Annotated in this window: 12 protein-coding genes; all 12 read left to right on the forward strand. The window is 59.8% G+C overall.

What is annotated here, in order from left to right:
• Positions 1-115 precede the first annotated feature (115 nt).
• The 12 genes from VOI21_RS08295 (at position 116) to VOI21_RS08350 (ending at position 12,987) form a co-directional block, all read left to right on the forward strand.
• Positions 116-1,408, forward strand: coding sequence for a tyrosine-type recombinase/integrase (locus tag VOI21_RS08295; protein WP_323769335.1), 1,293 nt, complete (start codon positions 116-118; stop codon positions 1,406-1,408).
• A 59-nt stretch (positions 1,409-1,467) separates the two neighbouring features.
• The gene (locus tag VOI21_RS08300; protein WP_323769336.1) at positions 1,468-2,094 is read left to right on the forward strand and encodes a hypothetical protein; all 627 of its coding nucleotides are present in this window, start codon (positions 1,468-1,470) and stop codon (positions 2,092-2,094) included.
• 72 nt (positions 2,095-2,166) lie between these two features.
• Complete coding sequence (locus VOI21_RS08305) at positions 2,167-2,502, forward strand: AlpA family transcriptional regulator (protein WP_323769337.1); 336 nt, start codon at positions 2,167-2,169, stop codon at positions 2,500-2,502.
• Positions 2,503-2,655, forward strand: a complete 153-nt coding sequence (locus VOI21_RS08310; protein ID WP_323769338.1) for a hypothetical protein — start codon at positions 2,503-2,505, stop codon at positions 2,653-2,655.
• Positions 2,652-3,458: a bifunctional DNA primase/polymerase gene (locus VOI21_RS08315; protein WP_323769339.1), complete on the forward strand. Its 807-nt coding sequence runs from the start codon at positions 2,652-2,654 to the stop codon at positions 3,456-3,458. Before VOI21_RS08310 ends, VOI21_RS08315 begins: the two co-directional genes overlap by 4 nt.
• 10 nt (positions 3,459-3,468) lie before the next feature.
• Entirely contained in the window at positions 3,469-4,515 is a 1,047-nt protein-coding gene (locus tag VOI21_RS08320) for a helicase RepA family protein (RefSeq protein WP_323769340.1), read from the forward strand.
• Between the two features lie 162 nt (positions 4,516-4,677).
• Entirely contained in the window at positions 4,678-4,815 is a 138-nt protein-coding gene (locus VOI21_RS08325; protein WP_323769342.1) for a hypothetical protein, read from the forward strand.
• 346 nt (positions 4,816-5,161) lie between these two features.
• A complete protein-coding gene (locus VOI21_RS08330) occupies positions 5,162-6,997 on the forward strand; it encodes a class I SAM-dependent DNA methyltransferase (protein ID WP_323769343.1) in 1,836 nt (611 codons plus the stop codon).
• Complete coding sequence (locus VOI21_RS08335) at positions 6,994-8,310, forward strand: restriction endonuclease subunit S (protein WP_323769345.1); 1,317 nt, start codon at positions 6,994-6,996, stop codon at positions 8,308-8,310. Before VOI21_RS08330 ends, VOI21_RS08335 begins: the two co-directional genes overlap by 4 nt.
• Positions 8,307-8,828 (forward strand): hypothetical protein, encoded by a 522-nt coding sequence (locus tag VOI21_RS08340; RefSeq protein ID WP_323769347.1) that lies wholly within the window; start codon positions 8,307-8,309, stop codon positions 8,826-8,828. The genes VOI21_RS08335 and VOI21_RS08340 overlap by 4 nt, the downstream gene beginning before the upstream one ends.
• A complete protein-coding gene (locus VOI21_RS08345; protein WP_323769349.1) occupies positions 8,825-9,886 on the forward strand; it encodes a restriction endonuclease in 1,062 nt (353 codons plus the stop codon). The genes VOI21_RS08340 and VOI21_RS08345 overlap by 4 nt, the downstream gene beginning before the upstream one ends.
• A complete protein-coding gene (locus VOI21_RS08350) occupies positions 9,883-12,987 on the forward strand; it encodes a type I restriction endonuclease subunit R (RefSeq protein ID WP_323769351.1) in 3,105 nt (1,034 codons plus the stop codon). Before VOI21_RS08345 ends, VOI21_RS08350 begins: the two co-directional genes overlap by 4 nt.
• The last annotated feature ends 71 nt before the right edge of the window (positions 12,988-13,058 follow it).

The raw sequence follows: 13,058 nt of genomic DNA on the forward strand, positions 1-13,058 counted from the left end.
GATATGGACCTATATGTTCCTGTATACATGAAACCTTTCACCTTCCCTTGTGCGATGCGTTCCGGCATAATCCGAGGCAATCCACGCTGCAGTGGGGGATGTAACGGGGGATGTCATGCCGCGCGAAAATATCCGCAGACCGGAAAAGGCCCTGTCGCCGCGCTTTGTGGAGACCGTGACGGAACCGGGCAAGTACTTCGATGGACAGGGCCTCTTTCTAAGGGTGTCGAACAACGGCGCGAAACAATGGGTGCAACGGATAACCATTCGCGGAAAGCGAACCGAACTCGGGCTGGGCAGTCCGCCCGCCGTACCGCTGGCAACCGCACGCAAGCTAGCGCTCGAAAACCGGGGCACGGCGATGCTGGGCGGCGACCCGCTAGCCGACAAGCGCAAAGCCCGCGAAGGCATGACCTTTGCCGAAGCGGTGGATAAATACCTTGCCGCGAAGCTGTCGGAGTTCAGAAACGAAAAGCACCGCAAGCAATGGCGCTCAACCTTGGACACCTATGCAGCGCCCGTGCTAGGGCCGAAACTGGTTTCGGAAATCACAGTGCAGGATGTCCTGCGTGTCTTGCAACCGATATGGGCCGCAAAAACGGAGACCGCATCCCGCCTTCGCGGCAGGATCGAAAACGTGCTGTCATGGGCAACCGTGTCAGGGCATCGGACAGGCGACAATCCCGCCCGCTGGAAGGGCAACTTGTCCGAGACACTGCCCAAACCCTCCAAGGTGGCAAAGGGGGGTAATCAACCCGCACTGGCACTGTCCGACGTATCACGATGGTGGGCAGATCTGGGACAACGCGACGGCATGGCGGCGCGGGCGCTTCAATTCCTGACCCTGACCGCTGCGCGCTCTGGCGAGGTGCGTGGATTGACATGGGATGAAATCGACCTTGGGGGCGTTGCTAGAAGCAATACGCAGGGGGCGGTCTGGACCGTTCCGGCTTTACGGATGAAGAACGGGCGGGAACACCGCGTGCCGCTGACACCCGAGGCCGTGGCCTTGTTGGAGGCTCTGCCGCGTATGGATGGATCACCCTTTGTGTTCTTTGCACCGCGCGGTGGGATGCTGTCGGATATGTCCATTTCTGCCGTCATGCGGCGCATACAAGAATTAAAGACAAAGAATGGTGAGATTGGCTATCTTGACCCGCGCAACAAGCGCCCTGCGGTGCCGCATGGGATGCGTTCAACCTTCCGGCAGTGGGCGGCGGAACGAGGTTATCAGCGCGACATGGCTGAAATCGCTTTGGCGCACTTCATTGGTTCAGAGGTGGAACGCGCCTACCAGCGGTCCGACATGCTGGACCGTCGGAGGGCCATGATGGAGGACTGGGTAGGTTTTCTCCTTGGGGCAGAGGCGGCTGGTAACAACTTGATACAAATGGGTGAGCGACAGTGAACGCGTCTCGGAGATCGCTCGAAAGGCGGGTCAGCAAAGTCTTGGACAGACATCTTTATTTGAGTGACGCTCCTGAAATCGCTCAGACTTTGCTTGTCGAATCTTTCGTGTCGGCGCTGGCGGCAGCAAATGAGAACCGGATAGGTCGACAATTTGAGGATGAAAAAAATGTGGCGTACGAACAGCTTGAGGAAATAGGAAAACTGCTTCGAACCGCCTCACAAGCGGTATCAAACCTAAACCCTATCGCAAAAGAACTCCTTGCGCGGGACAAGTTGAGTCTACTGGAATTGTCCAATGGCGAGCTGGATCAGTTCTTTTGGGCTGGCACTGAAATTGGCGATACAGAAGCAATTCAGCATCATGTTGAACAACTCAATTCAATACACCAAAGCGTCGAACATGCTCGCTCTCAGCTAGAAGGCCGGTTCAAGAAGTTTGGTCGAGGAAGACCGGCCTTGGATGGCGCGTTAGCCGTTGCGAAACACTGCGCGCTTGCTTTCCGTGAGTATGTTGAAGACCCTCATTACCCACCCAGGGGTAACTATGGCCAAGAATACGAAGGGCGATTCTTTAAGTTTGTAGAAGACGTCTTTCTCGCCGGTGAACTCGATGCGCAACCTGAAGCCTACACAAGGCAAGCGGTTGATTTTATAAAATTATTAAAACCAAGAAAATCTGAATAAGCTCCGTTATCTATATCGATCGTGTTCCTCCAAGTTCCCAGAGCACATGGGAAGTAAGGAAAGGAACCGACAATGTCCAAGGCAACCACACATCGCCCCGCAACTCCTCACGACCAGCATGAGGTCTCAAAAAAAATCCACGACTTGAAGACGTTGGCCGAGGCATCCAAGGGCCGGATCTCCGGGTTTGACTTTGAGCGCGAAGCCAATTCTGCGCACTCTTTGCGCATACGCCTTCTCCGCCGCCGCGAGGTGGAAGCCCTGACCGGCCTCTCCCGCTCCACGCTCTACGACTGGATGAAACGCGGCGAATTCCCCCAGCCAGTCAAGCTGGGAGCTCGTCTTGTTGCTTGGCGCGAAAGCGATGTGATCGCTTGGCTGGAAAGCCGTGAAACGCGGATGGTTTAAATGATGATCGCAAACGAAAACCCCGGCGCGACGGCAATCGCAACCGGGGTTAAAGACATTGTGGAAAGCGTCTATCTTCCCGAACGTGATAGCCCAGAATGGGCCGGAGCGCCAGCGATTATCCCGCGCCACTTCTGCGGGGTGGCAGCATGACCCGTATCCCGTTCAGGATCTTCCCCGTTGGCCCCGACAAGGCCCCGCTTGTGGCGGGCTGGCAGGATAAGGCCACCCGCGACGGCTACACCATATCGCAATGGGAGGCCCACGGGGCTGTCGCATGGGGCATCCCATGCGGCGAGACCAACGGCCTGTTCGTGATCGACTTGGACGTGGACAAGGTCACGAGCGAGCCGATGGGCGAGGTCAGCTTGCAGGCTTTGCCCCGCTATGCGGGCCTGATGGATCATGCCAACGTCTACACGCCCTCAGGCGGGCGACACATCTACTGCCAGCACTTCAACGGGGCGCGGAACACGGCGAACAAGATCGGCCCCAAGATCGACACGCGGGGGCAAGGCGGCTACGTGGTCGCGCCCGGATCGTTTGTCGAGGGTGGTTCCTATCTCGGCCACTTCCCTGAGACGTTGCCCCCGGTCCCTTTGGGTCTGCGGGCGATGCTGCTGCATACGCCCCCGGCACCGGCGCACACCTTCGACCGCCTGGCGCCCACTGGCGAAGTGGAGGAACTGCTGACCCACATCCCGGCGGATGTGCCCTACGGCGATTGGGTGGCCGTGCTGATGGCCTTGCATGACCGTTTCAATGGGTCTGACGAAGGTTTCGTGCTGGCGGATCGCTGGAGCGCGACCGGATCGAAATACCGCAAGGGCGAGGTTGCCGCCAAGTGGCGCAGCTTCAAGCGCAGCGGCGTGTCGTGGGCGACAATCCCGGCACTGGCCCGTCAAAACGGGGCTAACCTGTCCGACATCGCGCGGAGGTGGACAGCTTGGCCGTGATTACCTCAACATGAACGCTTCTCGCGCGTCCCAAATCGAAACCCGCCTTGTGAGCCTGTCGGCAATCGACCCGGTGTTGACCAGCAACTATTTGGTCAAAGGTTGGATGGATCGGAATTGCCTTTCGATGCTCTATGGCCCGTCCAACGCGGGCAAGACGTTCGTGGCGCTAGACATTGCTATGCACATAGCTGCGGGCCAGCCATGGCACGGCCAGCGGGTGAACGGTGGGCCCGTCCTATACATCGCCGCTGAGGGCGGCGCGGGTATCCGCAACCGCCTTGCGGCGATCAAGCGTGACCGCCCCGAAGTGGCGGGGGCACCCTTCACCCTGTTGCCTGTCGGGCTGGACCTGCACGGCGAAGGCGATGCAACGGCCGTTTGCACGATCATGCCGGACGCTGACCCGGCCCTTGTGGTGATCGACACCTTGGCCCGGTCCATGGGCGGGGGCGATGAGAACGCGGCCAAGGATGCGGCCATGTTCGTCCGCAACTGCGATCTTATCCGCGAGGCGACCGGCGCGCACGTCATGGTGGTCCACCACACCGGCAAGGATGAGGACCGGGGCGCGCGTGGATCGTCTGCCCTGCGGGCGGCGATGGATACCGAGATACAGGTAACAGCCGGTTGGGAAATCATATCCCGCAAGCAACGCGATCAAGAACCGCCTGAGCCGCTGCATTTCAAGCTGCGCCCAGTCACACTTGGCATGGATGAGGATGGCGAGCCGGTGACAAGCGCGGTGGTGGACATGGCCGAACCGCCCAAGAAAGAACGTAAGCCCCTGACCGGCAAGAACGAGGTGGCGATGCAGGCGCTCTATGACGCCCTGCGCGACCACGGCGAGACGCGCACCGGCAACCTGTATCCGTCCAACCGCAAGGTGGTGCATGTGAAACGATGGCGGGACGCCTGTGACGCCCACAGGCTGGCCTCAGGCGCCAGCGATAGCGCAGGACGCCAAGCCTTTAAGCGAGCCAGGGACAAGCTGATGGAAATGGACGAAGTGCGTCAGCATGGCGACCATGTGTGGAGGGTGCAGGATGATGACTGACCTCTTCCGTGACAAACGTGACAGGCCGTCACTGTTCGTGACATGTGCGGGCCAGAATGACCGTGACAAACGTGACACCCCTCTAGGAGGTGTCACGTTTGTCACGCTGGCGCGTCCGTGCGGGGCCTAAACTGAAATCAAGTTTAAAACAGGAGCTGAAATATGAATGACGAACCCACAAACGCCGAATTGATCGCCGCTGCGTCCGGTCTCATCCTCAACAAGCGTCGGATAATCAAGGCGACCAATATCGACGACCGGGCGGACATCACATCTACCCTTGACGGGTTGTCGACCTGACCTGCACCCAGCTCGACCTGCCCATAGTGCAGGTAGTGCGACGTGGCCACCTCAACACTAGTCGGATGGTGTAACGACATGCGACACGCCCCCCAAGAAGAAATCAACGCAAATCAAAGCACCCTCGGCCCTTCCTGGTGGCCTCAAAAGCAACTAGAACTGCGGATTTTTCGCCTTGGAGCGACAGTTGAGTACCGCGCCCTTTCGGAAAAAATGCACGCAAATGACAACATCAGAACGGAGGATGCCAACTCCAAGGTGATCCTACATGCCCCGTAGTTGTCCCTGTCGACTTGTCCCTATAGCCTGCGTCCCAGACTTCGTTGCATAAGGTCGATTACCCCCCATGTCTCAGTCCGAGCTTTCCAACCTCATCTGGTCCGTGGCCGACCTGCTGCGCGGTGATTACCGCCAGTCCGAATATGGCCGCGTTATCCTTGCCTTCACCGTCCTGCGCCGTCTGGACTGTGTCCTTGCACCCACCAAAGAGGCCGTCCTTGACATCCAAAAAAAGATGCGTGCCCAAGACCTCCCACCCGACAGGTTCATGCGCCGCGCCTCGGGGGCAAGCTTCTACAACGGCTCCACCCTCGATCTGGCCAAAATCATCGGTGACCAGGACAACATCGGCCCCAATCTGCTGTCCTACGTCGACGCCTTCTCGCCAGAGGTGCGCGACATCTTTGAACGCTTCAACTTCACCGAACAGGTCGACCGCCTAGTCAAGAACAAGCTGCTCTACATGGTGACCGAGAAGTTCGCCGGCTTCGACCTGCTTCCGCACCGCGTCACCAACGCCCAGATGGGCCTTGTCTTCGAGGAACTGATCCGCAAGTTCGCCGAGGCCTCCAACGACACTGCCGGGGAACACTTCACCCCGCGCGAGGTCATCCGCCTCATGGTCAACCTGCTGTTCATCGAGGATGACGATGTCCTCTCCGGTTCCAACGTCGTGCGCACGATCTACGACCCGACGGCAGGCACCGGCGGCATGTTGTCCGTCGCTGACGAATATCTGATGGAGCACAACCCCAACGCCGCGCTCACCATGTACGGGCAGGAGTTGAACGACATGTCCTACGCCATCTGCAAGGCGGACATGCTGATCAAGGGCCAGAACGTCCAGAACATCATCGCGGGCAACACGCTGTCGGACGATGGCCACCCGGACGCGAAATTCGACTACATGCTGTCCAACCCGCCCTTCGGCGTCGAATGGAAGAAGGTGCAGAAGGAGGTCCAGCAGGAACACAAGCTGCAGGGCCACTCTGGTCGTTTCGGCCCCGGCCTGCCGCGCGTCTCGGATGGCTCGCTGCTCTTCCTCATGCACCTGCTGTCCAAGATGCGCCCGTTCAAGGACGGCGGCTGTCGCTTTGGCATCGTCCTGAACGGCTCACCGCTCTTCACCGGCGGCGCAGGTTCGGGCGAGAGCGAGATCCGCCGCCACGTGCTTGAAAGCGATCTGGTCGAGGCCATCATCGGCCTGCCCACGGACCTCTTCTACAACACCGGCATCGCCACCTACGTCTGGATCCTGTCGAACAAGAAACCGGAGCATCGAAAGGGCAAGGTCCAACTGATCGACGCCTCTGGCATGTGGCAGAAGATGCGCAAGTCGCTGGGCTCCAAGCGGCGCGAGATCAGCAATGAGGGCATCGGCATCGTCACACGGCTGTTCGGCCAGTGCATCGAGGCGCAAATGGCCATCCTGATCGACGCCGACGGCAAGGAGACCGGGCAAGTGGCTGTCGAGGCAGGGCAGGACGCCCCGCGCGCGCCGGAGGGCGGCAAGGTCAAGCTGCGGCCGCTGTCGATGCTGCTGCCCAACAAGGCCTTCGGCTACCGCCAGATCACGGTGGAACGGCCCCTGCGCGACGAGGACGGCAAGGTCGTCGTCGGCACACGCGGCAAGCAGAAGGGGCATCCGCAGCCGGACAGCAGCCTGAGGGACACCGAGATCGTGCCGCTGACCGAGGACGTGCAGGCGTACTTTGACCGCGAGGTGAAACCGCACGCGGCCGATGCCTGGATCGACGTGAGCAAGACGAAGACGGGCTACGAGATCCCCTTCAACCGGCATTTCTACGTCTTCGAGCCGCCGCGCGAGCTGGCCGAGATCGACGCTGACCTGTCCGAGGTCACGAAGAACATCCAGCAGATGCTGGTGGAGTTGGCGGGATGAGGCGGTATCCGCAATACAGGGACAGCGGAGATTCCTGGATCGGAGACGTACCCGTTCAATGGACGGTGGCTCCGATCAAGTCTGTTGCCAAGGTAATAAACGGCTTTCCGTTTGCTAGCGACAAGTTCGGCCCCGAAGGCGGGATGCCGCTTGTCCGCATCCGCGACCTGAACAAGTCAGTTTCGGACGTTAACTTCACGGGCGACCCGATCGAAGTGGCAATCATAACGAAGGATGATGTCCTCATCGGTATGGACGGCGACTTCAATGTTGGCCGATGGCTCGGCAGTTTGCCAGCGCTCCTGAACCAGAGAATGTGCTGCGTCAGAGGCCGAAATGAAGCCATGACACGGTTGATTGAATATTGCTTGCCTACGCCGCTCAAGCGGATCAATGACGTAACGTATTCGACGACAGTCAAGCATCTTGCTGCATGGCAGGTTGAGAAGACCAAGGTTCCGGTGCCCGATACCGACGAGCAGCTTCTCGCCATTCTCTCCTTCCTCGATCGGGAGACGGCGAAGATCGATGCGCTGGTCGAGGAGCAGCGACGGCTGATTGCGCTGCTCAAGGAAAAGCGGCAGGCCGTCATCTCTCATGCCGTCACCAAGGGCCTCGACCCCGCCGCCCCGATGAAACCCAGCGGCATCGACTGGCTCGGCGATATTCCGGCGCATTGGGAGGCACGTCCGATACGCCATCTTGCGAAGCTGGAGAGCGGTCACACACCAAGCCGGTCTCGACCCGATTGGTGGGAGAACTGCTATATCCCGTGGTTCGGTCTCGCAGACGTTTGGCAAATCCGAAGCGGTGATGTCGAATATGTCAGCGAGACCAAGGAACAAGTGAGTAATTTAGGGCTTGAGAACTCGTCAGCGCGGCTTTTGCCTGCGGGCACCGTAATTCTGTCGCGAACAGCCTCGGTCGGCTACTCCGCCATCATGGCTGTGCCAATGGCGACCACTCAGGACTTTGCGAACTGGATATGTGGCGACAAAGTGCAGCCGGAGTACCTGCTCTATTCGCTCCGGGCGATGAATGGCGAGTTTGAACGCCTGAAGATGGGGTCAACGCACAACACGATCTACATGCCGGACATCGCAGGTTTCAAAATTGCCGTTCCCTCAAAAGAGGAGCAGGCGGAGATTGTCGAGCACATCCGGAACAAGGTCGGCAATCTATTCGCCCTCATCACAGAGGCCGATCGTGCAATCACCCTCCTGCTGGAGCGCCGCTCCGCCCTGATCTCCGCCGCCGTTACCGGCAAGATCGACGTCCGCGACACGACCACCAACAGCACCGAGGCCGCATGAGCATCGACAAGATCATTGAGACCCTGCCCGAGAAATCCGCCGAGGAGCGCGCCCGGATGCGGCGCAACGCCGAGGACAAGAAAAAGCCTGGCCCGCCCAAGCTGCGTGCGGAGGCGGAAAAGCTGCTCGACGCCCTCGACACACTTGAGGTTCAGGAGCGGGAAGTCGTCCGCAACATGCCGGTCTCCGAACGCGTGGTGCAGGCCTTCACCAAGCGCCCGCCCAGCGAAACGGAGGAAAAGCTCCTACGCGTGTTACTGGATAACCCTGGCTCGACCTCCTCCGCGCTGACACAGGCGCTCGGCTGGCGCGCGCAGTCCTGGCACCTGCACTTCGGCACCATGTGTCAGAACCGCGAAGCCGATCTTTGGCCGGCCGAAAAGTTCGACAAGCGAGACAAGGGCTTCTTCTCAGGCATCCTCGCCGATTTCGACGGCGAAGGCGCGACTTTCACGATGAAGCCCGAGGTGGTCGGCGCGTTGGCGAAGCTGGGGATCCATAGAAAGGCAACGGCATGAGTTCCGAAGCCGCCGGTCAACGCCTGTGGATGGTGCGGTTGGGTCGTCATGGGGAGTTCGAACCCCGGGCCTTGGACGACAAGAAGCTACGCATCAGTTTCGGCATCGGGCACGACATTTCTCATCTCAACAGCCGAGAGGCGCTGACGGAAGAGATGGCCAAGATGTTTCCGGAGGACAAGCCGGGGCGGCACAAGAACTTTGCGACGCAGATCAACCAGTTCAAGAACGTGGCGAAGACTGGTGATCTGGTGGTGACGCCGCTCAAGACCACGTCCACCATCGCCATTGGACGGTTTGCGGGACCCTATGAAGTCGGGCCGGATGGCGCCTGCGAGCGACCTGTAGAGTGGTTTCAAACTGAAATCCCGCGAGACGCCTTCAAGCAGGACATGCTGCACAGCCTTGGTGCCATCGGGACCGTCTGCGAGATCAGCAGGAACAACGCCGTTGCCCGTTTCAAAGCCGTAGTCGCAACAGGGAAGGACCCCGGCGATGGCCAGACGCCGAAGACATCGGCGACGCCCGTGACGGAAGATGCCGAGGAGGCCTCGGATCTGCCGCTTGACCTCGTACAGGTCGCCCGTGACCAGATCGAACGCCGCATGGCCTCAGTGTTCGCCGGGCACGACTTTACCGAACTCGTGGCGGCGCTCCTGAGGGCGCAGGGGTATCAAACACGCGTGTCTCCACCTGGCGCAGATCAAGGCGTGGACATCGTGGCAGGCAGCGGGCCGCTTGGCTTGGATGCGCCGCGGATCGTGGTGCAAGTAAAGTCCGGCAGCCAGACGGTTGATCAGCCGACGTTGCAGGCGCTTATCGGCAGCATTCACGATGTGCAGGCGGATCACGGGCTGATCGTCAGCTGGGGTGGTTACACGTCCAACGTCAGAAGGCGACTGAACGAGCTTTTCTTTCGTGTTCGGCTTTGGGGAAGGGATGATGTCATTGACGCCTTCCTAACCCACTACGACAAACTGCCGGAAGATATGCGGGCAGAACTCCCGATGAAGCGGATTTGGACCTTGGTGCTCGACGATGACGAGGAATTGTCGTGAACCTGCACAAGGAGATTAGCTTCGAGGACGAGATCTGCGCGCATATGGCAGCGCATGGCTGGGAGTACGATCCGAACGCGGCCAAGCTCTACGACCGTGAGCGCGCGCTGTTCCCGGACGATCTGCTGGAATGGGTCAAGGCCTCGCAACCGAAGGCCTGGGAGGGGATCGAGAAACTTGGCTCGGACGCGCTGCTGGACCGGGTGCGCAAGCAGATCGTTGCGCGTGGGACGCTGGACGTGCTGCGCCACGGGATCGAGATGATGGGCGTGCGCGGCACACTGAAGCTGGCCGAGTTCAAGCCGGCCCTTGCCGAGAACACCGAGATCATGGCGCGTTACGCAGCGAACCGTCTGCGCGTGGTGCGCCAAGTGCGCTATTCGACGGCGAAGGGCGACAGTATCGACCTTGTGCTATTCCATAACGGTATCGCCGTGGCCACGGCAGAGTTGAAGACAGACTTCACCCAGAACATTGGCGACGCCATCGACCAGTATCGGTTCGATCGCCCGCCAAGGACGCCGGGGCACGGCGCCGAGCCGCTGCTGGGTTTCCACACCGGCGCGCTGGTGCATTTCGCGGTCAGCACCTCCGAGGTGTTCATGTGCACGCGGCTGGAAGGCAAGGACAGCTTCTTCCTGCCCTTCAACCGTGGCCGCGACGGCGGCGCTGGCAATCCGTTGAACGATGCCGGCCACCCGACCGCCTATCTCTGGCAGGAGGTCTGGCAGCGCGACAGCTGGCTTCAGTTGATCGGCCGTTACATCATCCCGGAGAAGGACAAGAAGGGCGCGGTCACCAAGCTGATCTTCCCGCGCTACCATCAGCTGGATGCAACGCGCCAACTGGTAGCCAAGGTGCTAGAGGAAGGCCCGGGCAAGAAGTACCTGATCCAGCACTCGGCCGGGTCCGGCAAAACGAACTCCATCGCTTGGTCCGCACACTTCCTCGCCGATCTGCACGACGCCACGAACACGAAGATGTTCGACACCGTCATCGTGGTGTCGGACCGAAAGGTGATCGACGGCCAGTTGCAGGATGCCATCTTTGCCTTTGAACGCACCAAAGGCGTTGTGCAAACGATCAAGGGCAAGGGTGGCAGCAAAAGTGGCGAACTCGCCCAGGCCTTGGCTGATGGCAAGAAAATCGTGGTGTGTACGATCCAGACATTTCCCCATGCCTTGAAGGAAGTGCGGGAGCTGGCGGCCACCGAGGGCAAGACCTTTGCCGTGATCGCCGATGAGGCTCACAGTTCGCAGACCGGGGAGGCGGCGAACAAGCTGAAAGAGACGCTTTCGGCAGAGGAGTTGGAGGAACTTAAAGACGGCGGAGAGGTCAGTACAGAAGACATTCTCGCGGCGCAGATGAAGGCCCGTGCCAGCGAGACCGATGTGACATATGTGGCTTTCACGGCGACCCCCAAAGCCAAGACGCTGGAGCTGTTCGGGCGCCGACCTGACCCAGAGAAGCCCGCAGGCGACGGCAACCTGCCGGAACCGTTTCACGTCTACTCGATGCAGCAAGCGGTCGAGGAGGGTTTCATCCTCGACGTGCTGCAGAATTACACGCCGTACAGCCTCGCCTTCAAACTGGCGAACGAGGGGCAAGAGTTTGATGACGACGAGGTGGAGCGCAGCCAGGCCATGCGCGGCCTCATGCAATGGGTCCGCCTGCACCCTTACAACATCAGCCAGAAGGTGCAGATCGTCGTCGAGCACTTCCGCGCGAACGTGCAAGATCTGCTGGGCGGCAAGGCCAAGGCGATGGTCGTCCTGCAATCCCGCAAGGAGGCCGTGCGCTGGAAACTGGCCATCGACAAATACATAAAGGAGAAGGGCTATCCACTGGGCACGCTGGTCGCCTTCTCCGGCGAGGTGGTGGACAAGGAAAGCGGGCCGGAACCCTTCACCGAAACCAACCAGACCGTGAACCCGGACCTCAAGGGGCAGGATCTGAAAGAGGTCTTCGCGGGTGAGGAGTACCAGCTCTTGCTGGTCGCCAACAAGTTCCAGACCGGTTTCGATCAGCCATTGCTGTCAGCCATGTACATCGACCGGCGCCTTGCCGGGGTCCAGGCCGTACAGACGCTGTCCCGCCTGAATCGGGCCTACAAGAGCGGCGACATTCGGAAGGACACGACATACGTCCTCGACTTCTCGGACAGTTCCGATGAGGTGCTGAAGGCCTTCAGCCAGTATTACGGAAAGGCTGAACTTGAAGCGGCGACGGATCCCAACCTGCTGTTCGACCTCAAGGCCAAGCTCGACGAGGCGGGTCACTACGACGACTACGAGATCGACCGGGTGGCCGAGGTTGAGCTGGATCCGACATCGGTGCAGGGCGATCTCAGCAAGGCCATCGGCCCGGTTGCTCAACGCCTGCTTGACCTGTTCTCGGCAGCCAAGAAAGCATGGAAACAGGCGGTCGAGGCCAAGAATGTGGCCGCAGCGAAAGAAGCGAAACTGGCGATGGAACGTTTACATTTGTTCCGGGGCGACATGCAGGCCTTTCAGCGGATGTACGCTTTCCTGTCCCAGATCTTCGACTACGCCAGCACCGGCATCGAAAAGCGCGCGCTCTTTTACCGCCGATTGGTGCCATTGCTGGAGTTTGGTCGTGACCGTGAGCAGGTCGACCTGTCTCAGATCAAGATGACCCACCATAAGCTGACCTCAAAGGGAAAGCGGTCACTTTTACCGGACACCGACGGGCAGAAACTTGTCCCCGTGACAGCAACTGGCACCGGTGCTGTGCGCAACGAAGACAAGATCCGCCTTCTGGAGGTCATCGAGAAGCTCAACGAGTTGTTCGACGCCGACCTGACGGACGACGACCAACTGCAATGGGTGTTCGGCACACTGCGGACCAAGATGGAGGAATCAGACGTTTTACGGGGCCAAGCCGCGAACAACAGCAAAGAACAGTTCGCCAGTTCCCCGAACCTCAAGGACGAGTTCCTCAACGCCGTAATGGACAGCCACGCGGCCAACTCCGCGATGAGTAAACGGGCGCTGGATAGCGAGACGGTGTTGGATGGGCTTCTAGCGATTCTGATGGACCATGGGCAGCTTTGGGAGAGGCTTCGGGAACAAGCGCGGTAGCCGCGGCGGTTTGTTGTATGTGATGAACCACATTTGACAAAAGGTCGATTTAGTCGCCTCTGGCCGATGGG

The organism is Antarctobacter sp., from assembly GCF_034670325.1.
Lineage (GTDB): Bacteria > Pseudomonadota > Alphaproteobacteria > Rhodobacterales > Rhodobacteraceae > Antarctobacter.

Bases quoted from the DNA above. Each gene is read 5' to 3' on its own strand.
- VOI21_RS08295 (WP_323769335.1), top strand. From the start codon at position 116: ATGCCGCGCGAAAATATCCGCAGACCGGAAAAGGCCCTGTCGCCGCGC.
- VOI21_RS08305 (WP_323769337.1), top strand. From the start codon at position 2,167: ATGTCCAAGGCAACCACACATCGCCCCGCAACTCCTCACGACCAGCAT.
- VOI21_RS08310 (WP_323769338.1), top strand. From the start codon at position 2,503: ATGATGATCGCAAACGAAAACCCCGGCGCGACGGCAATCGCAACCGGG.
- VOI21_RS08315 (WP_323769339.1), top strand. From the start codon at position 2,652: ATGACCCGTATCCCGTTCAGGATCTTCCCCGTTGGCCCCGACAAGGCC.
- VOI21_RS08320 (WP_323769340.1), top strand. From the start codon at position 3,469: ATGAACGCTTCTCGCGCGTCCCAAATCGAAACCCGCCTTGTGAGCCTG.
- VOI21_RS08325 (WP_323769342.1), top strand. From the start codon at position 4,678: ATGAATGACGAACCCACAAACGCCGAATTGATCGCCGCTGCGTCCGGT.
- VOI21_RS08330 (WP_323769343.1), top strand. From the start codon at position 5,162: ATGTCTCAGTCCGAGCTTTCCAACCTCATCTGGTCCGTGGCCGACCTG.
- VOI21_RS08335 (WP_323769345.1), top strand. From the start codon at position 6,994: ATGAGGCGGTATCCGCAATACAGGGACAGCGGAGATTCCTGGATCGGA.
- VOI21_RS08340 (WP_323769347.1), top strand. From the start codon at position 8,307: ATGAGCATCGACAAGATCATTGAGACCCTGCCCGAGAAATCCGCCGAG.
- VOI21_RS08345 (WP_323769349.1), top strand. From the start codon at position 8,825: ATGAGTTCCGAAGCCGCCGGTCAACGCCTGTGGATGGTGCGGTTGGGT.